Genomic DNA, 23,803 nt, shown 5'->3' with positions numbered 1-23,803 from the left:
CCATTGCCTTTGCTGTTTGGGAATTGAGACTAATCGGTCATTTACTCCCCAGATTGGCAACCGACGGACACCTACCGATATCAAATTTCGAGTTGACTGAATGTACCCCCACTGAATAAATGTTTGAATTTATCGTACATTGATTCGGGGGCAATTGATAAGCTGAAATTTTCATCGACTTGGAATTTTCTGTTGACACTGGGGATCGATTAAAATTCCCATTTTATCGTACCAGTTGCTTCCAGCAATAGAGGGTGCGACCACCAAAGCAAAGCCACAAAAATCGCAACTCCTAAATAAGCAGGGCGGAGAAATTCCTGCCATTTGATAGATTGACGACCGTCAATAATTGCTTTAAAGGGAATAATTGAAGTCCGCTGTTTGGCCATTTCAAAAGCTGACCCATAGCGCAAGCTCAAACGGCGATCGCCATGCCAAACCCCAAACAAGTGATGCAATACCAAACCAATGGAGGTCACAAGGGTAAAGGTAGTACCGAGCCAGAGAGTGTGGGCAATACACCAAATTATTTGCCCTACCATCTGGGGGTGACGAGTAACCCGAATAATTCCTGTTTCGTAGAGATGAACTTCAGGCTTTTGAATCGCTGCAATTTCTAGTAGATTGAAGGTAGCGGGATACAAAAACAAAAATGAGATTGCTGACAGCAGCCAAACAACTTCTCGCACTCCCGGCACACCCTGTACCTGCCAAAGTTGCAAACCATCATAGCGATGCCGAAAAAAGTAAATAATTAAGATCGCAGCCAATGGTAGGCTGACTAATGCAAAAAGAATACGATAAAGCCTCGGCCCAATGTATTTTTCTGCCCAAGGGCGTAAAGCAGCGCCTCCACTGTGAGCGATCGCAAAAACTATTTCTAACCCCAGTATGACAAAATGACTGGGTGTCAACCAAGAAATCGGCATCATAATACACGGGTGAAGTAATTTAAAGAAAACTGAATTCAGTACAACCAATACCACAAAGTATTCAAAAGGGGACTTTAGTCAACATGTTGTGCTACTGTCTTTTTCGAGTCAAGCCGTCAAGTTTAAGATGCAACAAATCACGCCCAGCCAATTACTGGCAAAGGTGAAAAGTTGTGTATATCCGCTCCTTTCAAAGTTTGTGGGTTGAGCCTTATGTCTGACCTTCCTTTCACTTTAGATCAGTTACGTATTCTCAAAGCGATCGCTGTAGAAGGGAGCTTCAAGCGCGCTGCTGATAGTCTCTATGTCTCGCAACCTGCCGTCAGTTTGCAAGTGCAAAACCTCGAACGGCAGCTCGATGTCCCTTTATTCGACCGTGGAGGACGACGCGCACAGTTAACCGAAGCTGGGCATTTACTTTTAAGCTACGGCGAAAAAATCCTCAGTCTGTGTCAGGAAACCTGCCGCGCCATTGAGGATTTGCAAAATCTCCAAGGCGGCACTTTAATTGTCGGTGCTTCTCAAACCACCGGCACTTATCTTTTGCCCAGAATGATCGGTATGTTCCGCCAAAGATATCCAGATGTAGCAGTGCAATTGCACGTCCACTCTACTCGACGGACTGCTTGGAGTGTCGCTAACGGACAAGTCGATCTCGCCATTATTGGTGGTGAAATTCCCGGCGAACTAGCAGAATCTTTGGAAGTTATTCCTTACGCTGAAGATGAACTAGCGCTGATTTTACCCGTCTTTCATCCCCTAGCCAAACTTGAAAAAATCCAAAAAGAAGACCTATATAAATTACAATTCATTGCTTTAGATTCCCAATCAACAATCCGCAAAGTAATTGACCAAGTGTTAGCACGTTGTGAAATTGATACAAGGCGTTTTAAAGTTGAAATGGAACTCAATTCCATTGAAGCCATTAAAAATGCTGTGCAATCTGGTTTAGGAGCTGCATTTGTCTCCACTAGCGCCATCGCTAAGGAACTGCAAATGGGCGTTCTTCACTGCGGCAACATTGAAAACGTCGTTGTCAAACGAACCTTATGGCTGATTTTTAATCCCAACCGCTATAGATCCAAAGCGGCAGAAGCCTTTAGCCAAGAAATTCTGCCCCAGTTCGCTAACCCTGGATGGAACCAAGATGTGTTAACATTGGCACAAAAAAACATAGTTTTAACTACATTGGATATAGCAACGCCCACCTCCCTTGGCGAAGACTAAAATCTGGTCATTAGTCCTTACCTTGACCTATAGGACGCTTATTTGCGAAACGCTGTGCGAAGGCGTAGCTTGCTTCGACCCAGGAGTACGAAAAGCCGCCCTTCCAGCGTCCACGTCATTTGTTTTTTGTCAATGACCAAGTAATTCGTAATACTCGCCTTTGGCGAGAAGCAAGCTACGTAATTCGCGATCGTTACCCCAAGTGCTGTAGACAAGCTAGGGATTTGACATAAAGAAAAATTTTCCTGTTCTTGATAAAGAAATTTAGTTTCTCTGTAACCCGAACTAGTTAGGAATTACGTTAGCGTAGCCCATTATCAATTACGAATTATTTTGACTAATGACTAATCACGAAAATGGAAGTTTACTGTACTCGCCCACGTTGCCCGCGCCCACAAAACTATTTTGCTGATTTAGACGATATTACAACGCTAAAAACAACGCAGCAGAAGTACTGTATTAGTTGTGGTATGCCGCTGTTGCTTGATGGTCGATATGTGACCGTGAAGTTATTGGGAAGAGGTGGATTTGGAGCAGCATTTTTGGCACGCGATCGCCGAATTCCCGGAATGCGCCAATGCGTTGTTAAGCAGTTTCAACCAGCGGGAAATTTAACCTCGACTCAACTGCAACAAGCACAGCTGATGTTTGAGAGAGAAGCAGAAGTTTTAGCGCAAATAGGCAACGAACACGAGCAAATTCCCGATCTATTTGCCTTTTTTCCAGTGATAGTTAATAGCTTGCAACCAGGACAGCAAGACCAATTTTTTTACTTAGTACAAGAATATATTGATGGGCAAAACTTAGAAGAAGAATTAACTCAAAACGGTCAATTTACCGAACAACAAGTCTTAGAAGTATTGCAAGAAATTCTGAAAATACTTAAGTTCGTTCATGAGAGAGGCATTATCCATAGAGACATCAAACCTTCTAACATCATGCGTCGTCGTGATGGAAAACTCTTCTTACTAGATTTTGGTGCAGTCAAGCAAGTAGCAAATGTAGCATCAGGCGCAGCGTCTTCCACAGGAATTTATTCCTTGGGATTTGCACCACCAGAACAAATGACTGGGGGCCAAGTATTCCCATCTACGGATTTATATGCCTTGGCTGTCACTGCGATTACGTTGTTGACAGATAAAGAAGCAACTCAACTTTTTGATGCCTATAGCAACCAATGGAAATGGCGGGGGCAAGTGAATGTCAACCCTCGCCTTACTAATGTTTTAGACAAGATGCTTCTACCCGCTGCCAATCAACGCTTCCAATCAGCTCAAGAAGTCCTAGACGCGCTTAAATCGCCATCTTTAGCCTCAACACAGATTAATTCGTCCTCTGTAACGCCCCAATCACCTCAAAGCCCTAGCCCTCCCGTTCCCCGTACTCCAGTAACTCAACCGATGTTTTCGACATTGGAATTATTAGGTGGGGCAGCTTTTAGCGGATTTGAAGGCGCATTAATAGCGATCGCCCTCTTCAGTTTAGTAAAATCACCAATCATTACTTTAATTGTTGCATCCGTTATTTTGGGGATGCTGATATTTGCCCAAACCAGACGCTGGATTGAAAAGTTTGATTTATTAATTATTCCAGCAATTACTTTTGGTATTATTTTTTTTCTACCCTTTTTACAAGGTGGTCTTGATATTCAGTCAGTAATTCTTTTAGCAGTGGCAGCTAGTTTAGTCGCCATTTCCCTAACAGCTGTATTTCGACTTATTTATAAATTACTATCTCTCATACTTTAAAAAACTCTTGGTGCTAACGCCTAACTTATGTCTTAGAAAACAGAATAAGAGGCTATTTATAAAGTAAAAATAAAATTATTGTAGGTGTGTTATACCAATTAAAAATTAAAAATTAAAAATGAAGAAATCCTTACTTAACAAGGGTTTCTGGATTTGGATCTGTTTCCAATTTTTAGTGAATTGGTATTAGGCGCGTATTTTGAGATTATTTGTCACGAAAAATATGAGATGAGCGCCTAACGCACCGCTATATAAGACGGTGCGTTAGGCTAAAGCCGTAACACACCCTACTTAAGATTTACTTTATAAATGATCTTTAATCAAACAGATCGACAACCTGGAGAAAGTTATGCAAACTGGCTGCTGACATCCCAAGGTCAAGAACTGATTGAAAAGGCTGGATTTGTCAGAATAAAATAATCATCTTTAAAATTCACTTACCCATGCCCTATGCCCTATTCCCAATGCCCCATGCCCAATGCCTAATTAAACCTTAATTTTGCTAAACAAAGATTCGTATTGTTTGGTTGCTGAGGGAGATAAAGGAAGTAGAAATTCGCTTTTATCTAAAACTGAGCGATCGCTTTGTAATAAACTCCTTAAAGGTTTCTGAATATCAGAAGCCATAATATTTGTAGAAATTGGCGAATTGGTTTTGGTTAGTAGAGAAATTTGCTTAGCAGTGCTTGGTTGCCAACAAAAATCAATCCATCGATCCGATAATGTAGTTGTAGTAATACCTACCGGGCGTACCCACAAATCTGCCCAAATTGCGGTTCCTGACTGAGGAATAACCGCCACAAGTTCCGGGTAACGTCCCAGAATTGGTAGTATATCAGTTGACCAACCAATTGCCAGCCAAGTATCACCCATAATTAGAGGTTCTAAGTAATTAACAGAACTGTAGAACTTCACCTGTTGGTTTAATATCTGTAATTCTTTTTCCAAGTCTGGCACTTGGTCAAGATTTTCTGTGTTGTAAGATTTTCCTAGTTTCTTTAAAGTCAAACCAATAACTTCTCGTGGTTGATTGAGTAGGGAAATACGTCCCTTCAACTCATCGCGCCACAAATCACTCCAATCTGTGGGCGTCCATCCTAATTCTTGTACCTTGTCACGGTTATAAACTATGGCTGTACTACCCCAGCGATAAGGCGCACCCCACACCTTTCCTTGAACATCCAGGTTACCTACATCGTTGCGCGTTACGAGTTTTTTCCACTTTTCATCTAAAGCAGACCATTGTTTTAATTGATTTCCTTGTAACTGTTGCAGTGGTTGAATCAATTTCTGCTCAATAGCTGCTTTTAGCCAATAATCTCCCAATGTTACTAAATCAGATGGAGGAGTTCTTTCAGCTTGCCTAAAAGGTATAAAGCGTCTCCATCCCTGCTCATCATTGGCTATTGGTTTCTGCTGCCAATTTTGTAATTGCTTAAATAAATCCTGTATCTGCTCCACAGGAGCGAACTTGAGTTCTACCTGCTGCTGCAAACCTTTGTGAAATTCATTAACTACCTGGCCTGGTATGGAACCTTTTAATAACTGTACTTTTAATTGAGCCTGCTTATTTCCACTACAGCCAAAAAGCAGTTGTGAAACCGTCAGCGTACTTGTACCTAGTAAAAAAGACCGTCGATCCATTGATTTTGGATTTGAGATTTCTGATTATACCTATATTTAGCAGAGATTTACAGAGACTGGCTGTCTCAAAAGTAGAGTTATAAAATTTTCAGCATTTTTTGTTGGTAATATCGATAAATTTGAACATTTGACTCAAATTGCCTAGCTTTTATGCAAATCACTACGTCAAGATTAATCTTGCTCAATAATTTTCCTGAGTTGTACTTATGCTAAATCTTTACTTAATGTTTAGAAGTAATGATTTAAATGTCACATTGCCACAAAAAATATGAATACTTAAATAATTCATAAGTATAGTTAAGATTATCAGTAAATTGAATAACATAGAAATTAATGTGCCGATGAGGGTATTGAATGGAGCCATTACAAAAGCAAATCCTGATTCTGAGCCAAAAACTGGATGCCCTCTGCCAAGTAATTGAGCAGCTTGACATTAAAGTAGCTCAAACTTTTTCAGAGTGTTCCTTAGCGAATACACAAGCAAGGGACAATTATCAGGAAAATAGCGGTACTGGAGGGAACCAGTTTAAAGGGCGTATAAGTTCAAATTCAGAAATGGAACACAAGGATGTATTAACAGATGGCATTTATATAGATATGCATCGTCAGGGTGGAGATAATAACTTAACACCAGAAATTCAAATACAACGACTAACAGCGCAATTAACAGCAGCATACAATCGCATTGCTGCCTTGGAAGAGCAATTACTTAGAGAAAGAATTCATTAAAAAAGAAGTCAGAATTTAGAATTGAGAATTCAGTAATGCTTGAAGTTGCGGGTTTATCCCCACCAGCTTGAAGCGCCACGAAATTAAAAATTTGGTGTGGTGCTTCACCGTTTGTACTCTGAGAACGAAGTAGGCTAGATTCACCAGTCGTACTCCAATTTAATTTCTTTTGATGACTGGTGATTTCTGAATTCTTTATTGCTAATTTAGCTAATATTGATGAGTTCAAATATAAACCGGGACTTTATAAATTTCCGGTTTTGTTATTAGTAATTGGCCAAGCTCAGCCGTTCAAGTTGGGCTTCAATGGCTGTTAAAAGTTGGTGTTGCTGCCAATTTTGGCTAAGATGAGCAGCTATACAAGTTGCTCCAGCACCCATACCTTCTTTGACAAAGCCTTGCTCGTAAGCTCTCAATTGTGGATAACGAGAATCATTAAAGTTGAGAGCAGTTGCTAATAGGGGAGGAGTTGCTGCAATCTCAGTTGAACTGCCTTTACTTAAACTCAGGGCTAAGTCAACAGTAGCGCCAGTAGAATCTTCTGCCACCCAACGCGTTGTACCCACAACTACTTCTGCTGGTTGCCATGACAGAGCGTAAGCTTGAGCGATCGCACTCATTAGCGCATAAACCGCTAGCATTTGTGTCCCTCCAGCCAGCAGAACACCACAACTACGACTAGTAGCGATCGCCATTCCAGCCACCACCACTTGCATCGGATCGCCCACCGCAGCAACAAGTTTTAGCGGATCTAGAGAATGAATTTTAGATTTTGGATTTTGGATTGGAAATTGGAAGTTTATCTCCCCCTGCTCCCCTGCTTCTCTGCTCCCCTGCTCCTCTGCTCTCATCCTCTCCAGTCCAGCTTGCACTAGTGCCGACTTTTGGGCGTGGTTACAAACAGGATGACTACTGTTGACTTTTCCGGCAGCTTCTATGCCTAAACCAGTTAAAATTGCCTGAGCAGTTGTGGTGCCTCCAACAACGCACTCACCGATAATCAAATATCCTTGTTGGATATTGGCAGCAAGGCGTTCTCCCCAAAGTAGTCCTTGTTCGAGCAAGTGGCGTACCGTTGTGATTTCCATAGCATTCCCCCCACTTAAACATCTGGCAGGAGTGCCACCCAAATCAATTACTGGCACAGGAGGAACCTGGGGTAAGCCAGCATTAAACAAATACACTGGTATTTTTAGCGACTCACAGACAGCACGAGAAATCAACACAGGCGAAGCCCCAGCCGCCAATGGTGGTAAGGGATATTGGGGTTTATGTTCCGCGCCGTAGTACAAAAATTCGGCATCTGCACAAGCAGTATATTTGCGATCCTCTGGAGTCCGACCGGCTGCTGAAATTCCTGGAATCAAACCAGTTTCAGTAAATCCTAAAACACAGGCAAATACAGGTAGGCAACCACGATACCGTCGCAGCCATTCTTCACCCTGTTCTTTTTTGGTGTAAATGCGAATTTGGGAATTGGGCATGGGGAGATGAGGAAGTGGAGGGGCAGGGGAGGAAGGGGAGCAGGGGAAAAGGTTAAAGGGAAAAGGAAAAAGGAATAAATTTAATCTTTCCCCTTACCCGTTTCCCTTTCCCCATCCTTTGTTTGCCCATTGCCCAATAACTACCCTTCATAATCCATAAGGACTTGCACCCAATGTGGTGGGCGGGGGATGGGGTTGCCCAGGCGATCGAAAAGCAGCCATGCTGCTAGGTGTACGACAAAAAGGTAGATAAAGTTGTTGAGTATGATTAAGGCGATCGCGCCTATTTGAATCAAAAACACGCTGGGAGTCGCCAATAAACTCAGCTTTAGGAATACCCACTCGATAAACTCAGTCACCTGGGTAATGACATAAATCCAAAGGTCTTCACCTGACAATAGAGACAATAACCATAACCGAAAAAAGACTCCTAAAGTACCCAACAGGGTACCCAAGCTGATGGAAACCATCCAGGGAACCCGACGACGATACCACGCCGCACCCAAAAGCACGCCCATAAAGCCGTAGGGCATCACAAATAGCAAACTGCGGGCTGGCCCCATCAGTACCGTCAGCAATAACCCAGAAGTGAGTGCTGCCATCCATGCTGCTCGTTTGTCCCAACGGAGATAAACTAGAGCGATCGGCACTGGAAAAAATATCCGCAAAACTGGCCCTAAAGGAAAATAAAAATTAATAAACCAAATTAGGCTAGCAGTACTGGCTAAAAAGGCTGTTTCCACCATCCTCAAAGGCGTATCGGCTTTAAGTTGAGGACGGGTTAACTCTTGTTTGTTTACCCAACGATCGACAGGAGTGTGAGATTCCGGCGATGGATTTTCCTCTGGCTCATCTGGCAGAGAATTTAAAATGCTCATATTCTGACAAGTTGTTAAACTATCATTCTTTCCAAGGCTGACATATCAGGAATACAGATAATGTCTTGATCCCGTTTAATCAAGCCTCTTCTTTCCAGCCTTGTCAAGACTCGTGTCACCGTTTCCCGTGCCAATCCGCTCAAACTACTCAATTCGCGATGAGGTAAATTTGGGATTTCGGTTCCTGTTTGCCCTTTTTTTCCCTGTCCTTCTGCCAAAAACAGCAATGTATCTGCCACCCGTGACTGACTATGAGATTCCCGCAAGCGCAATCGCCGATTCACTTGCTGTAAACGCTCTGCCATCAGTTTTGCTAATCTCAGCCCTGCCAAAGGTTCTATTTTCAGTAAATTGCTAAAATCTGAAGCTGGCATACTGCCAATTACCGTTGGGGTCAGGGTAATCACATCAGTAGTTCGGCGTTTTTCACTTAGAACCGCCATTTCACCAAACAATTCTTCTTTGCCAAGAATGTTGAGTGTTACCTCTTTCCCTTCTAAATTATAAGTACGAATTTTTACCCATCCTTCTCTGATAAAATACACAGCACCACCCCAGTCATTTTCTAGTACGATCGTTTGATTAGCTGGATGAGTGCGGGTTACAAGATGGGTAAGGGCTGTTTCCACAACAGCATCTGGCAAACCCTGAAAAAATAAGGGCACATATCGGTCTTCCATTAGGACATTTTTATTTAAGCTGCTATATACACACGACATACAAGAGCATTTTTTAAGCCTAGCTATTAAAGCACAGCCACCTTTTAACAATAAAAATAACCTATACTACGCAAGAAAGTGAGAAGAGGGGTTTTCTAAGTAATTTTTACCTATAGGTTTAAATATGGCAAAAATTTTCCAAAAACTAGTTTATAGCTTGCTGAAGTATTGCTTAAGGTTAAATCTAGTGAAACTTGATTTCTCTTGATTACTTAAAAATATAGGCAAACAATATTCATCATACTCAAGCTAGTGAAGTACCTGCACTGACCTTACGGTACAGTCTAAGCTTCCGGTCTCATTCGCTATTACCTGACTAAACCGGAGCTAGTCATGTGTCTGCGGCAAGTCTGACTAGTTTGAAGTTAGCCTTTGTGTTCCATACAGTCGGGTAGGTCAACGACCATGTGTATTATATCAAACCATATAAATCCTTCTAGAGATTTGTTCGTCTCGTCACTGGTATACTGTGAGCCTTGTTGCTGTTAAAGGTTAATTATTGCTCAGATATTTTAGCGGTTTTGAACAATCAAGCTAAGCTTGTTAAACAAACGCTGACTGAAGATTGCCACTCCTCCCAGTAATCCATAACATAATGACAGTCACAAGTCAAAGTGACAGCTGTTGTCACTCAAAACTTCAATGACTGTAAAGTAATTGTCACATTAATTGACATATTGTTGTAGCTAAGGTAAGTGAAAGTGACTTCCAGTGCAGATGAAATTCAAAAGCTGATTGCAGACATTGACAACTTACTTGCCAGCGGTGGCAAGCGCCTGTCTCGATTTTTACCTAGTCAGGGGCAAGAACCTAAAGAGGTTTTAGAAACAATTCGGGAATTTTTGGTGAGGCTACGAGAAAAAGAAGCATCAGAAAGTAGCGTTCAAAATCAATCTCTGAGAGAACCGGGTTCGCCTTTGTTAACAAAATTTAGCGATCGCGGCGATCGTCAGCTTTTACTGCCACCGTCCCAACCCACTCAAGAATACAGTGCTGGTGAAGCAGGAGAATTAAAAACTGAATTTTCGAGATTGATCCAGCCGTTACGGGCAGAATTAGAAGGGCTATTGCAAGAAAGAGCCACTCTCGTCCAAGAAATTCGGCAGCTAGAACAAAAGCGATTGCAAAACTATTCCCTGGCGCAGCAGTTGACAAACCAAGAACAGATGATTACCGAGTTTTTACAGGTACTCGTTAGTCGGCTTGTGCCAAATTTAACGCCATTGTTAGCACAAAGTTTGGTCAATTCCTCCATTTCTTCAGCAGGAATCGATCGCCCAAATTCAGAACCAGTGTCCTTGACAACTCAACCTTTGTTAGAATCCCCAGAGCGTGTAGAGCAGTTAACACGATTGGCTCAGGAGCTAGACCAACGCCTACTATCACTAGATGGGACTGTAAATGTTGTCTTTGAGGCACTACAACGTAACATTAATACCTATTACGAGTCTTTATCCCAAGCATTAGCAAGAATGCATAGCAAGGGAATCCAAGGCGAACAGTTAATAGCCAGCTTTCTCAACAATTTGACGGAGTATTTGCAGCAACAATCCCCTAGTACTGAGTCATCTTTTCTGGAGATAGAAACTGAGACACCACCTGCATCACCAACTCAGCAAAACGACATCAATACTGAATTTGCACTTCCGCTTTTAGAGCTAACACAGCCAGAAACTTCGCCAATTAATTTTGAGCCACAGCCTACTACCCTCACAGAAGATTTAGATGCAGTACTTTTGCAGCTTGGCTTAGACTCGTCTCAATCTTCTGAAAGTCCAAATGAATTACCAGAAGAGATTTCTACGTTAATTGCTGATGAAGTAGACCAACTTTATGCAAGTTTGTTTGATACCGTTAATGATTCACCAACTTCTGTTACAACTTCTCCATCAACTTTAAATATCCCTGAGGAAACACCTGTTGTTCCTCCAACTGTGGATTCTGAGATTGTGGCAACCGATACATCATTTGCACCAGACACAGATTTTTTTGAGGTGAGTAATGCTCAGGCTGCTGTAGAAACCACAGATTCAGGGGAAGAACTATTTTTTGCAGAGGATACTAACCTCGCCTCGCCACCAGAAATTTCGCCAGAAGACAGTTTGTTTCTAGAACTCAGCGATCGACCAGAAGTTACCGATACAATTAGCACTTTAACTGATTTATTACCTGAGGTAAGTACTGAGGAGGAACTTCTAGAACTGCCATCGCCTGTAATTCAAGCTACAACTACAGCGCCAACCACTCCAGAAATACCAGAAATTGAGTTAGCACCCAGCGAAGTTATCGCCACAGAGACTGCAAGCGATCGCCAAGAACTTTCTTTAGATAACTATATTCCAGCTTCGCCACAAGAAAACCTACTTTCTCTAGAGTCAAATCAGGCTCCAGCGATCCCCGATATTTCCTTAGATGAAGAACAGTTGCAACAATTAGACTTGGATTTGGCTAATTTCGATCGCCAGCTAAATTCTGATTTTGAACCAGCTACAAATCTAGAAATTTCTCAAGAACCTGTTGCTAAAATTCAAGAGATAATTCCTACAATTGTACCTGAGCAACAACCAGAAGATTTCCAAATAGCAACAAACGATTTTTCATTTCCCGAAGTAGAAACTAACTTAGATTTAGACACAAAAACTGAAAAAAAAAAGCAAGAAACAACTTCCATTTCAGAAAGCTATTTACCTCCAAATTCCAACTCGATAAACAATACAGAAGTTTCACCCAACGTTCTCCAATCAGTCTGGTATTTAGGAATTGATTTGGGTACAACGGGAATCTCTGCGGCTTTATTAAATAGTTCTTCTTTGGTTGTACATCCTATCTACTGGTCAGCAGAAAATCCACCAGGAACAACTTCTTTTCAGCAATCTTTTCGGTTACCAACAGAGGTTTATCTGCCCGCAGCTTCTGTACCCCAGAGTGAAAATGACAGTATTGAAGGACAGGAACAGACAGCACCTGCGGCTGTCGCCCAAGATAAGAATCCTACGCCAGCGAGATCGGAGGCAACAAACAATCTTTACTCAGCGCAACTCAAGCCTTATTTACAAGTAGCTATTCCCTACAAAAGCGAACGGCAAAAATGGGAACCTGTTTTGCAATTAAATGAATTTTCGGCAGGGCCATTAATTTGGGTTGTACGATCGCTCTCTAAACTACTGTTAACTCTCAAATGCGATCGAGGTAGTACCACCCCTAGTTTAATTGCTGCCGCTGTTGGAATCAGCGAACAAAACTTTTCTCAGATTATTAATAATATTGCTGGTGTAATTTGCACTTGTCCATCTAGTTGGTCAGAACAATATCGCTTCAATGTCAGAGAAGCTGTACTTACTAGCAAACTTGTCCAACATCCCCAGCAGGTCTTTTTTGTCGAAGAAGCGATCGCTAGTTTACTTCCAGAACTCGATGCTGCTAACGGCCAGCAAATAAAATTAAGATTAAACGAAGATCGAGATTCTCATCCTGCAAAAACCAGCGAAAATTCCCTTGTAGGCAACACCCTTGTCATTAATATCGGAGCAGCTGCCACAGAAATGTTACTAGTCGATGTGCCAGAAACCCTGGCGCAATTGACATACAATGATTTCATGCTCCACAGTTTTGCTTATGCTGGCAAGGGAATTGAACAAGACATTATTTGTCAATTGCTTTTGCCGCCCAAATCTCGGCGATCGCGTTTAGAAACCCAAAGCGAGAGCAAAACACCTACTACTAATCCCTGGCAATGGCAACCCTCGATTCCCGGTTTAGACCAAATGCATTGGCAGAGTTTACGGTTAGAAGAATTACAACTACCTAGAGTCGGCGAACCAGATATCAATGCTCGGATTCGTCTCCAGCAGCGTCTAGAAAGTTCCTTGCTCGGACAAGGGATATTAGATGCAGCACTCGCTCTGAAGCTGATTTTACAACACCAAGACTCTTTTACCTTAGAGTTAGCCGATCGGCAGTGGATTTTAGGCCGACGAGACTTAGAAAGCCAAGTTTTTATCCCCTTTGTCCGCCGCTTGAACCGCGAACTCAACAAATTATTGGTAGCTCGTGGTATTCCCACAGAAGCAATTAATCAAGCTATCTTGACTGGTGGCGTGGCATGTGTGGGGACGGTAAATCGTTGGCTACGACAAAAACTCCCCAGCGCTAAAATTATCCAAGATTTATATCTCGGCGAAAACGGCGCTCCTAATTGCAGTCGAGTCGCCTATGGTTTGGCGATGCTACCTTTGCATCCCCAGGTATTAGATACACCAAGACAACAATATACTGATTATTTCCTATTTACAGAATTGCTGCGCCTGCTACCAGACCGACCCTTATCTTTTGGTGAAGTTATCCAGTTATTTGAAGGTCGCGGTATCAACACCCGCACTTGTCAGCAAAGGCTGTTAGCTTTTTTGGAGGGTGAATTACCTTCCGGTTTGATACCTTCAGTTACAGACTCAACTTGGCTCACCCACAGTTCTCAAGAAAATCCTGACTATCAAGCGATCGCCACTGCACCACTTTTTGAAAAACAAGGCAGTCTCACCTATCGCCCCAATTCCCAACAACTTTTGGCTTTGCGCCGCTATCTCAATGCTATCAAGGCTAGTAATCAGCAATCACTAGAGGAACCATATATAGTAAATTTTGCTTTGGAGCTTCGTAGTCATTAGGCATAGGGCATAGGGCATGGGGGAAGGGAAGGGAGTAAGGGGAAAGATTAAATTTATTCCTTTTCCCTTTTCCCTTTAACCTTTTCCCCTGCCTCAAGAGCCTCCCCATCTCCCCACTCCCCATATTTTTTAAGAGCAGTCAGCTTACGAGTAAAAGTATTGTTTAACCACAAAAATATACCTGGTAATTATACAAATTTTTTTGGGGCTTTACAGGAGGATACTATAAATTTACAATCTGAGTAGTTAATAGAAAGATTTTGTAAACTTTAGGTCTTCAGTTTTTTTCTACTTGTGCTTTTGTGTATATTACTACTCAGTAGCAAAGACAAAAACATTAAAACTCCTATAAAAATTATGTCTATGCCTACGCTACTGATGCAAAAATTCCTGTTGTAGATAATTTAGCTATTGTGATTTATTCTTATTCCCTTGATTGCTCGCAACAGCCTTCACATCCCTCAACTGTAAGCTTTGCAAAAAGATTAATTGATATTATTGGAGCCATTATCGGACTGATCGTTACATTTTTGGTCGCGATTCCTGTAGCAATTGTTACTTTGCTTTACGATCCAAATCCAATATTTTATTCTCAAATTCGCTGCGGTTTGAATGGAAAACCCTTCCGGATATGGAAATTCCGTTCTATGGTTATGGATGCCGATAAACTCAAGCATTTAGTTGATAACCAAGCCAAAGGTCACATCTTTAAATCTGTTGACGATCCTCGAATTACTCCTGTGGGCAAATTTTTGCGGCGTACTAGCTTAGACGAATTCCCACAGTTTTGGAATGTTTTGCTAGGCGATATGAGTTTAGTTGGCACTCGTCCACCCACCCTTGATGAAGTCAAGAATTACGACCCACACCATTGGGATAGGTTGCGAGTCAAACCAGGCATTACTGGAGAATGGCAAGCTAATGGTCGTTCGAGTATTACAGATTTTGAAACCATCGTCAAGATGGATATGGATTATCAACGTAAGTGGTCTGTAACTTACGACTTGAGTCTAATTATGAAAACAATCTGGGTAGTTTTGAAAAAGACTGGTGCTTATTAAATTTAGTCATTAGCCATTGGTCATTTGTGATTGGTTTTTGTCCCCATCTCCCCATCTCCCCATCTCCTTCACCCCTTGACCCCGCTACCAGTTTCCGTGGGTACAATGTAACGTTGTACAAATAGAAATAGTAATAAGACTGGGGCGATCGCAATTACAGAACCAGCCGCTACCAAGCGCCAATCAAGGGAAAATGTACCTGCTAGCTTGGCGACTCCCAAAGGCAGGGTGTACAAATTTTCATCTTGGATGACAATTAAAGGCCACAAAAAGTCACTCCAAGCACCAATAAATACAAAAATTGCTAAAGTTACTAATGCTGGGCGAATTGCTGGTAACATCACATACCACCACAAACCCAACTCCGAGCTGCCATCCATACGAGCAGCTTCTTCTATTTCTTTGGGAACGCTCATAAAAGCTTGGCGCAACAAAAAAATCCCAAATGCAGAAGCTAAGCTGGGAAAAATCATTCCTAAATAAGTATTTCTCAAACCCAACTGGACTGTCAAAATATAAAGAGGAATCATCACAATCTGGAAGGGAATCATAATCGTAGAGACGACGGCGACAAAAATCCAGTCTCGCCCCACAAATGATAACCTTGCTAAGGGATAGGCAGCTAAAGCGCAAAACAGTAGATTTAAGCCAACAGTCAGCACTGACACTAGGGTGCTGTTATATAAATATTGTCCGAAAGGTAAAGATTGCCAAACACGAGAAAAGTTATTCAGTGTAGGTGATGCCGGCAACAGCTGTGGTGGCGACTGTAAAATATTTTCTGTAGGTGATTTTAAGGCTGTACTGATTAGCCAGAGCAAAGGAAAGAGCATCACCAGTGCGATCGCTCCCAATAGCGCATATGTTAGCAGAATTTGCGATCGTGATTTATTAGAGTTCAGCATTTGATTCGTAACTTTTTGAATTTTAAATATTTTGCACTTGCTCAAATATTTGGTGGATGTTCGCCCATTTTCACCCACAGTTTACGCACACGAGTTAATTGCAGACGATTCATTTTTAAAGCAGAAATTGTTGGTCTCCCAATGCTTGTAAGCCCTATAATTTCTGTAGCATCTTCACTCCAAGCACAATTATCCGCCCATAATTGCTGTTGTGGATTAAATAATTTAACCTCATCCTGAGTATTCGGGTCAATTGCTGTTTGACGAGTTGCTTTATAACGATTACAAGATGGGCAAGCTAAGCAGAGATTTTCAAATACAGTTTTCCCCACCAGCAAACAAGAGGATGATATGCTCAAATTCAAAATTAGTAACTGTTAAAGCCTCAGCAGTGCGACAGTAAGCACAACAATCAGCAAAATAATTACGAATTTCCCTTTTTAGTTCAACAGGAATTTAAACACTCACAATAGTTACTATTTATTTTGAAAAATATTTAACGTATATCTAGCTCTAGTTTTCAGAATATTTAATTGGTCAACTTGTGCCAATAATCTATCTAAAATCTCACTTTCTTCATTTGATAAATGATTTTCAGAATTTTTATTTAATAACTCTTGTAACTGTATCTGAGTTATAGGAAATAAATAACTTTCCGCTAAAGCTTGCAACTCATCTACGCTTAAACCAATCAATAATTCAGGATCTATAGATAAGTTTGCTAGCTTTTGGTAAGTTTCTAAATCTAACACTACACCAATTTTTTCTGCCTGTGAATTAGTAACATATTGAATTGAGTCAGACATGGCTTTAATGATGATTTTGATTAATTTTATCGTAATTTTTCATCAAAAATATGGATGAATAAAAATATAGAATTCAGTAAATGTAGTCAATGATGTGGCAAAGCTAAAATGATGTAATAAACGTAGGTTTAATTGTAGCAAGATCCCGCAGAGTACGAAGTGAAACCCAATACTCCGAAGGATGTTGGGGTTCTACGCTAATGCAAGATTGTAGCCTTGCCACGCCAATCTACAATTCTGAATTCTGTTATATCATTCTAAAGTTTGAAATCAAATTATAGTGGTGAATCTCCAACCTCTGCATAAGGTTGTGGTTCCCGTAAGCGTTTGGCAATTTGTTCTCGCCGATACTTTGCAAGTTCGCTATAAAGCTTTTTGCGAGAAAGATTCACACTTCCAACAGGCTCATGTTCTAGGAGTGTATGCCAAGGGCTAAACAGTATACCCTCATCTAAACGTTTGCGTTCCTCAAAGTCAAATTTCTGACTGGGAATGCGGACAGTCGCAACTTTAATAAATGGTGAATCTGCTTCTTGCCATTCTTTAACGTGGTCTTCAATTGGCGTTTTTTCATCATCGACATAAAACTGAATCAGAAAGTCAAAATATGCTTCTCCAACAGCCAAATGGTTGACTATTGCTTCCCGCAGATAGTTTTCAGATTCGGGAAGTGTTTCTGGAGGTTGTTCGATTTGTTGAGATTTTACAGATAATTTGACGATACGATTCCCAAACTTAAACGGTGCCATACTCCAATACTGAATCAAAAGTGGGTTGCCTACGTTTTTACTAGTAATTTTTTGTAACAAAGCAAAGGCGTAACCAAGTTCCTCTAACCGTTCTGGAGTAAGTTGTCCGCTAGCTGCTTTAAAGATATCAGCGTAATCGCGAACGTCTTTGGTAAAGAAAGTAGGATAACTGTTGAGGATAAAATCTTGAGTTTTTTCCTCATCATCCAGTATTTTTTGCCCCTCTACATTCATCACCTTGATGGCGATACCGCGAACATCGGGTTGGGTGTCGGAGCGAAATTTCCCACGTTTTTCGGGCGCACCACCATTAGAGAAACGAATCCAAGCAGGATAGGTTTGGGGTGTTTTAAACAAACCTACTCTCAGTTCTTCGGGAAGATTGGGTTCAATAATAAACTCTCCCCAAAGCAGTCCGTGACTTTTGCTATGAATTTGGCGCAGATCTGGGCCTGTTTGTTGTTGAGCTTGTAGGCTAGTAGCTACAATCTCGTCGATGGTGGCTGATTGGTCAGTGGTAGATGATACTGAATTACTCATGAAAAATATTTGATGATGTTTCCTCATCATCCTCAACCTTTAGTCTTGGGCAGTCAACCCAGTTTCAGTTAAGATATTTTTTAAAGGTTTATCCCAAGGTTCGATAGGTAGCTGGGGTAAATATGCAAAATCAAATACAATTCCGATAGTGGGCTTTGTTAACCACTGTGGCGAACTGAGTAGGCGATCGTAATATCCTCCGCCATAACCCAGGCGATATCCTTGATAATCGCAAGCTACACTGGGGGTGAGAATCAAATCCACTTCTGTCGGGTCTAAAGTTGGTGCATCGGGATGGGGTTCGGTAATGCCATAAGTGCCCCTTTGCACAGAATCATCAGTCTGCCAAATATGCCAAGAAAGGGATTGATTAACGCAGCGAGGAAATCCCCAACGGTATTTGGTGTTTGTAAATAATGGACTGAGGTCAGGTTCTTGACGAAAGCTAAAATAAGCGAGTATTGTTTTTGCTTGGTTAAACAAAGTAGAGTTTTGTAAATGAAAGCAAATGCGATCGCTTTTTTCTCTCCACTCCCGAACCGACATTGATTGACGTTTTTTGAGTAAAGTACGGCGTAATTGTGCTTTATTTAGTTGATGATTAACTGCGTCCACATTCAAAAACGTACCTGTTAAATAGCATTGTGCCACAATGTACGAAATAGGGACAGGTGTTAGATTTTCTTCGCCTAGCGATCGACCGCAAGTATCAGCAACGTCACGGACGAGCAATAATATTGAAAGTGGTTAGGCGTCTCAAAGCGTATCCAGAAGTTGAGTTAATCGCACCAAGCTATTAGCGAGGTAACGAAACACCATCAAAACTTTACCGCAGCCTTGGGTTTATAGATTGGGAGATTAAATAGGCTTTAAATCACGAATCTGATATTTTCCTAAAGTTGAACTTTTGAAGAAAATATTGTTCATGCATCCGTTTGATTTTTATTGGAGAAGGGAAAAATTACTACTAATTTTTGCTCAAAAAATCCCAGGTGGGCATTGCCCACCCTAAGGATTATGCAGCGTGTTGACGATACCACTCAATGGTATTTTTTAGCCCTTGCTCAAAGCTAACACCAGCAGTGAAATTAAAAGCAAGCTTGGCGCGTTCAGTATCTAAACGGCGTCTCGGCTGACCATTGGGCTTATCAGTTTGCCAAACAATTTCACCCTTAAACTCCATTAATTGAGAAATCAGAGTTACTAAATCAAGAATCGAAATTTCATCACCCGTTCCCAGATTCACCGGATCTGGTTCGTTATAGAATTGAGTACCCATAACAATGCCCCGCGCCGCATCCACAGAATAGAGAAACTCGCGAGTCGGACTACCATCCCCCCAAACGAACAGTTGCTTGTCTCCTTGAATTTGGGCTTCGTGAACCTTGCGAATTAAGGCCGGAATCACATGAGAACTTCCCGGATCGAAATTATCTTCCGGGCCATACAAATTCACAGGTAGTAGGTAAATACCATTAAAGCCATATTGTTGGCGGTAAGCCTGTAATTGTACTAAAAGTGCTTTTTTAGCAATTCCGTAAGGTGCGTTGGTTTCCTCTGGGTAGCCATTCCACAAGTCATCTTCTTTGAATGGCACTGGAGTAAATTTTGGATAGGCGCAGATAGTACCAACACAAACGAATTTTTCCACTCCCGCTTGATATGCAGCGTGAATTAGCTGGCTGCCCATAATCAAGTTATCGTAGAACAACTCTGCGGGTTTTTGCTGGTTGAGACCGATACCACCAACATGAGCTGCTAAATGGATAACGATGTCTTGTTGGTCAACCGCACGCTGGCAATTTTCCCAAACTCGCAGATCGCAATCACGCGATCGCGCTACTGTAATCTTCTCACTATCAGCACCTGCTTGAGAGAGTTGATCTATCACCTGACGACCGAGAAACCCTGACCCACCAGTGACAAGAATGCGTTTATTTTTGAGTTCTAAGGCGGTCATATTTTTATCCTCTGTGGTCTCAATCAGAAGTGCAAAGCGCCAAGTTCTTGACGAAGAGTAGCAACGTCATGGGGAAATTGCGAACCATTGCCGTTGGGTGAAGTGTAACCCAAGGCTTGCAGGTCTGCTTCTACCATTAAGGCAACTAGTTGTTCAAAGGTTACTGATGGTGTCCAGCCTAACTTCTGCCGTGCTTTGCTCGAATCACCAATCAACAATTCTACCTCCGCAGGACGTAGATAACGTTCGTCAAATTCGACATAATCTTGCCAATTGAGATTGACGTAATTAAATGCTAATTCGAGAAATTCCCGCACTGAGTGAGTTTCACCAGTGGAAATCACATAGTCGTCTGGTTGGTCTTTCTGCAACATCAACCACATTGCTTTAACGTAATCTTTGGCATAACCCCAATCTCGCTTGGCGTCGAGATTTTCCATGTAAAGCTTTTTCTGCTTTTTGGCTACGATGTTGGCTACTGCCATCGTGATTTTACGTGTAACGAAGGTTTCACCACGACGGGGCGATTCGTGGTTAAAAAGTATGCCGTTACAAGCAAACAAGTTGTAAGATTCGCGATAGTTTACTGTTTGCCAGTGAGCGTATACTTTAGCGCAAGCATAAGGGCTGCGGGGATAAAATGGCGTGGTTTCGCTTTGGGGGATTGCTTGTACTAATCCATACATTTCTGAGGAACCCGCTTGGTAAAATCGCACTTGGATTCCGGTACGGTGCTGGTAATCTCGAATTGCTTCTAATAAACGCAGTGTCCCCATTCCCACTGAATCTACAGTGTATTCTGGTGAGTCAAAGCTTACTCTAACATGGGATTGAGCGCCGAGGTTGTAAATTTCTACTGGCTGTACTTCTTCTAAGATGCGTCGCAGCGTTGTTCCATCGGTTAAATCTCCGTAGTGAAGAAATAACTGCACTCCTTCTTTGTGTGGGTCTTCGTAGATGTGATCGATGCGATCTGTGTTGAAGGTGGATGTCCGGCGAATTATTCCATGAACTTCATAGCCTTGTTCTAGCAAGTATTCGCTCAGATATGAACCATCTTGACCGGTAATACCAGTAATTAACGCTCGTTTGTTTTGCGTCATGCTCAACTATCCCTTATTCTGTTTGATTAAAATGTTACAGCCGATCTGATACAACCTAGCAGGTAATTGCTGAATTGCCTAATAGTGAACCTACTAGTTCTAACGGATAGTGTAACTTTTAAGTAAATAAATTTACTTAAGAACAAGTGACTTAAGAATAAAGACTTAACTTCCTAAGTTCAAAGTTTTTTAATAATTATTTATTGTTTGTAGGTATGTTACCATCTTTGATTTGTAAAAATTTTATAAATTAGCCGATTATTGTGAAGAGTTAATAAAGTTATTTGAGTTCGATGAGCTTTTGCTTGCTAGTTTTCTGATGCTTGGAAAATACGATAACGCAATCTCCTAATAGTAAACCTTTATACAAAATTATTTAATTTATAAAACGCGAAGAAAACTTTTACTACTGATTTGTCACAAGAATGCGACAGATGTATAGGTATGGCTTACAAGTATATGCCCCTACAGCTAATTCATTTGTTGCAAAAGCAAAAATTTTTGCAGGATTATTTAGCCAGTTTTGTGTAGTCGTTTATTTTACACTAAAAATTAGTACTTAGGGGCATGGCTGCCCCCAGAATCAGCCCTAAGCAATTACTCAGTATGCCCCGTTATTTTTAGGTAAAATGACCACATCAACAGTTTTTAAGATGATCCATAAATCAAGCCAGAAATTCCTGAATTTTACGTAATGCAGGTCGATTTGGACTCGCCGGGGGTAGGGAATGTCATTACGCCCAGACACCTGCCACAAACCAGTAATTCCTGGACGGATCGTTAAAATCTCATCAATGTAACAACCGTATTTTGGGAGTTCTTCTGCTACTAATGGGCGAGGGCCGACTACACTCATATCCCCTTTTAAAACATTCCAAAACTGGGGAAATTCGTCTAAGCTAGTAATTCGCAAAAATCGACCAATTTTAGTAATCCGTGGGTCTTGCTTGAGCTTAAAACTGCTTTCAAATTCTTGTCGCAACTGGGGCGATGTTTCCATCATTTGCACGAGGATTTCGTCCGCGTTGCTCACCATTGTTCGGAATTTAATACAGTTAAAAGCTTTGTAATTTTTACCCACCCGTTCCTGAACATAAAAAATCGGGCCTTCTGAACTTAGAGCAATCAACAAGGCCAAGATTAAGTAGACAGGAAAGAATAAAATTAACACTGACAGCGAAAACACTATATCGAATAATCGCTTGGCAAACTCTCCGTTTAAACCCTGAAAAGATAAACCTTTAGGTTTAACTTTAGGCGTCTTTGTTTTTTGACCGCGTTTTAGGAGAGTACGCCAAGATGCTCTAGTGTCTTGCCGTATACCTCGCTTGCCGGAGAGGAGTGAGCTCTGGGCAGTCATCATACTCCTTAATAATCCACACCACACATAGTCCCAATCTTAAAGCCAAAATGAGATGCTTCTGGGGATAAATTGCCAAAAGCCTAAAAAAATAAGTCCAATTAACCAAGACCATTATTCCAAAAAGGTCTTTTTTCGTTGCACTTGTTTACAAAATCTAGATAACGATCTGCAAAGACTTGCGGCGAAAACTGCGCGGCGTGCGATCGCATATACTCACAATTGAACGAATCTTGATATACTTCAAATTTTTCTACTGCCTCCACTAAAGCTGCCTCTGTTTGTGTCTTGAAGAATATACCTGTCCCTGTATCCACACCAGAGCGAATATCTCGCACTGTTTCTAGAGCACCCCCAGCACCGTAGGCAATTACTGGCGTACCACAGGCTTGTGCCTCCACTAGGGCAATACCAAAATCTTCACAAGCTGCGTACACAAACGCCTTAGCGCTAGCCATATATTTTTTTACCACATTATCGGGTTGCCATCCCAGTATTTGTATATTTGAGTTTGCCATCTCGCGAATCTTTTTCATTTCATCTCCTGTACCTATTACTACTAATGGTCGTTTTAGTTGATTAAAGGCTTTGACAATCAACGATACTTGCTTGTAACTCACTAACCGAGAAACTGTTAGGTAAAAATCGTCTTTTTCCTGAAACAATGGAAATTCATCAATATTCACCGGTGGGTAAATCACTGTTGCTTCTCGCCGATAGCAACGCCAAATGCGCTTGGCTGTGTGCTGCGAGTTAGCAATGAAGTAATCAACACGATTGGCACTCAATACATCCCACTGGCGCAAACGATGTAACAAATATCGAGTCACCCATCCGGGCAAACCATTACCGACCTTGCTTTGGCGCAGATAATCAAAGGTCAAGTCCCAAGCGTAGCGCATAGGGCTGTGACAGTAGCAAATATGCAACTGATCTGGAGTGGTAAGGATTCCTTTGGCAACAGCGTGGGATGAAGACAGAATTACGTCATAGTGCCGCAAATCCAGTTGTTCAATCGCCAAAGGCCACAAAGGCAAATACTTTTGTATACCGTTACGAGCATAGGGAAAGTGCTGAAGAAACGTCTTGCCAATTTGACGTTTGTATAAATAACTTTCAGGGTTGATGGATTCAAAATCGATGAGGGCATACAAATCAGCATCAATGTGATTCAAAATTTCCCGTACAACGAGTTCTGAACCACCTGTGGCTTTGGGTGTCAACCACTCATGAACCAGAGCATATTTCAAGGGCACAGCTAACTTGTAATGGATGGAAAATCGTTAGGCAACTT

20 protein-coding genes are annotated in these 23,803 nt (G+C 41.5%); 6 read left to right on the top strand and 14 right to left on the bottom strand.

Features of this window, described 5'->3' with window-relative positions:
• Positions 1 to 209: 209 nt before the first annotated feature.
• On the bottom strand, positions 210 to 932 hold the full coding sequence (locus tag NSTC745_RS03735; protein ID WP_445635949.1) for an NnrU family protein: 723 nt from the start codon (positions 930 to 932) through the stop codon (positions 210 to 212).
• Between the two features lie 213 nt (positions 933 to 1,145).
• On the opposite strand from NSTC745_RS03735, the gene NSTC745_RS03730 reads away from it, so the two are divergent.
• Positions 1,146 to 2,159, top strand: coding sequence for a LysR family transcriptional regulator (locus NSTC745_RS03730; protein WP_096536391.1), 1,014 nt, complete (start codon positions 1,146 to 1,148; stop codon positions 2,157 to 2,159).
• Positions 2,160 to 2,515: 356 nt separating this feature from the next.
• A complete protein-coding gene (locus NSTC745_RS03725) occupies positions 2,516 to 3,907 on the top strand; it encodes a protein kinase domain-containing protein (protein WP_445635948.1) in 1,392 nt (463 codons plus the stop codon).
• A 486-nt stretch (positions 3,908 to 4,393) separates the two neighbouring features.
• On the opposite strand, the gene NSTC745_RS03720 is transcribed toward NSTC745_RS03725, so the two are convergent.
• Entirely contained in the window at positions 4,394 to 5,551 is a 1,158-nt protein-coding gene (locus tag NSTC745_RS03720) for an extracellular solute-binding protein (RefSeq protein WP_445635947.1), read from the bottom strand.
• Between the two features lie 354 nt (positions 5,552 to 5,905).
• Between NSTC745_RS03720 and NSTC745_RS03715 the strand changes: the two genes are divergently transcribed.
• Positions 5,906 to 6,280: a hypothetical protein gene (locus NSTC745_RS03715; protein ID WP_096536397.1), complete on the top strand. Its 375-nt coding sequence runs from the start codon at positions 5,906 to 5,908 to the stop codon at positions 6,278 to 6,280.
• A gap of 266 nt (positions 6,281 to 6,546) precedes the next feature.
• Here the strand turns inward: NSTC745_RS03715 and NSTC745_RS03710 are convergent, their stop codons facing one another.
• The 3 genes from NSTC745_RS03710 to NSTC745_RS03700 form a co-directional block, all read right to left on the bottom strand.
• Positions 6,547 to 7,764: a nicotinate-nucleotide--dimethylbenzimidazole phosphoribosyltransferase gene (locus tag NSTC745_RS03710; protein WP_445635946.1), complete on the bottom strand. Its 1,218-nt coding sequence runs from the start codon at positions 7,762 to 7,764 to the stop codon at positions 6,547 to 6,549.
• 140 nt (positions 7,765 to 7,904) lie between these two features.
• A complete protein-coding gene (locus tag NSTC745_RS03705) occupies positions 7,905 to 8,642 on the bottom strand; it encodes a DUF2232 domain-containing protein (RefSeq protein ID WP_445635945.1) in 738 nt (245 codons plus the stop codon).
• Between the two features lie 14 nt (positions 8,643 to 8,656).
• On the bottom strand, positions 8,657 to 9,322 hold the full coding sequence (locus NSTC745_RS03700; RefSeq protein ID WP_445635944.1) for a Crp/Fnr family transcriptional regulator: 666 nt from the start codon (positions 9,320 to 9,322) through the stop codon (positions 8,657 to 8,659).
• A 740-nt stretch (positions 9,323 to 10,062) separates the two neighbouring features.
• Here NSTC745_RS03700 and NSTC745_RS03695 point away from each other — a divergent pair.
• Together NSTC745_RS03695 and NSTC745_RS03690 are read left to right on the top strand one after the other, a co-directional pair.
• On the top strand, positions 10,063 to 14,025 hold the full coding sequence (locus NSTC745_RS03695) for a hypothetical protein (protein ID WP_445635943.1): 3,963 nt from the start codon (positions 10,063 to 10,065) through the stop codon (positions 14,023 to 14,025).
• A gap of 413 nt (positions 14,026 to 14,438) precedes the next feature.
• Positions 14,439 to 15,086 carry a sugar transferase gene (locus NSTC745_RS03690; RefSeq protein ID WP_445635942.1) on the top strand — a complete coding sequence of 216 codons (648 nt, stop codon included), beginning with the start codon at positions 14,439 to 14,441 and terminating at the stop codon, positions 15,084 to 15,086.
• Positions 15,087 to 15,154: 68 nt separating this feature from the next.
• Here NSTC745_RS03690 and NSTC745_RS03685 read toward each other — a convergent pair whose 3' ends face one another.
• The 5 genes from NSTC745_RS03685 to NSTC745_RS03665 all read right to left on the bottom strand — a co-directional run bounded on the left by NSTC745_RS03685 (position 15,155) and on the right by NSTC745_RS03665 (position 18,701).
• Positions 15,155 to 15,991: a carbohydrate ABC transporter permease gene (locus tag NSTC745_RS03685; protein ID WP_445635941.1), complete on the bottom strand. Its 837-nt coding sequence runs from the start codon at positions 15,989 to 15,991 to the stop codon at positions 15,155 to 15,157.
• 41 nt (positions 15,992 to 16,032) lie between these two features.
• Positions 16,033 to 16,350: an HNH endonuclease gene (locus tag NSTC745_RS03680; RefSeq protein ID WP_445635940.1), complete on the bottom strand. Its 318-nt coding sequence runs from the start codon at positions 16,348 to 16,350 to the stop codon at positions 16,033 to 16,035.
• Between the two features lie 117 nt (positions 16,351 to 16,467).
• Entirely contained in the window at positions 16,468 to 16,797 is a 330-nt protein-coding gene (locus tag NSTC745_RS03675) for a hypothetical protein (protein ID WP_445635939.1), read from the bottom strand.
• Between the two features lie 275 nt (positions 16,798 to 17,072).
• On the bottom strand, positions 17,073 to 18,086 hold the full coding sequence (locus NSTC745_RS03670; protein WP_445635938.1) for a catalase family protein: 1,014 nt from the start codon (positions 18,084 to 18,086) through the stop codon (positions 17,073 to 17,075).
• Between the two features lie 39 nt (positions 18,087 to 18,125).
• Positions 18,126 to 18,701 carry a 5-formyltetrahydrofolate cyclo-ligase gene (locus tag NSTC745_RS03665; protein WP_445635937.1) on the bottom strand — a complete coding sequence of 192 codons (576 nt, stop codon included), beginning with the start codon at positions 18,699 to 18,701 and terminating at the stop codon, positions 18,126 to 18,128.
• Positions 18,702 to 18,757: 56 nt separating this feature from the next.
• On the opposite strand from NSTC745_RS03665, the gene NSTC745_RS03660 reads away from it, so the two are divergent.
• The gene (locus NSTC745_RS03660) at positions 18,758 to 18,886 is read left to right on the top strand and encodes a hypothetical protein (protein ID WP_445635936.1); all 129 of its coding nucleotides are present in this window, start codon (positions 18,758 to 18,760) and stop codon (positions 18,884 to 18,886) included.
• A gap of 215 nt (positions 18,887 to 19,101) precedes the next feature.
• On the opposite strand, the gene NSTC745_RS03655 is transcribed toward NSTC745_RS03660, so the two are convergent.
• From NSTC745_RS03655 to NSTC745_RS03640, 4 genes are all read right to left on the bottom strand, one after another.
• A complete protein-coding gene (locus NSTC745_RS03655) occupies positions 19,102 to 20,046 on the bottom strand; it encodes a GDP-L-fucose synthase family protein (RefSeq protein ID WP_445635935.1) in 945 nt (314 codons plus the stop codon).
• 23 nt (positions 20,047 to 20,069) lie between these two features.
• A complete protein-coding gene (gene gmd, locus NSTC745_RS03650; RefSeq protein WP_445635934.1) occupies positions 20,070 to 21,149 on the bottom strand; it encodes a GDP-mannose 4,6-dehydratase in 1,080 nt (359 codons plus the stop codon).
• A 601-nt stretch (positions 21,150 to 21,750) separates the two neighbouring features.
• Positions 21,751 to 22,509, bottom strand: coding sequence for a sugar transferase (locus NSTC745_RS03645; protein ID WP_096536417.1), 759 nt, complete (start codon positions 22,507 to 22,509; stop codon positions 21,751 to 21,753).
• Positions 22,510 to 22,610: 101 nt separating this feature from the next.
• Positions 22,611 to 23,765, bottom strand: a complete 1,155-nt coding sequence (locus NSTC745_RS03640; RefSeq protein ID WP_445635933.1) for a glycosyltransferase — start codon at positions 23,763 to 23,765, stop codon at positions 22,611 to 22,613.
• Positions 23,766 to 23,803 lie beyond the last annotated feature (38 nt).

This window comes from Nostoc sp. DSM 114161, assembly GCF_052692665.1.
Note: the sequence above shows the minus strand (reverse complement) of the source record. Positions and strands in the feature narration are given on the sequence as shown.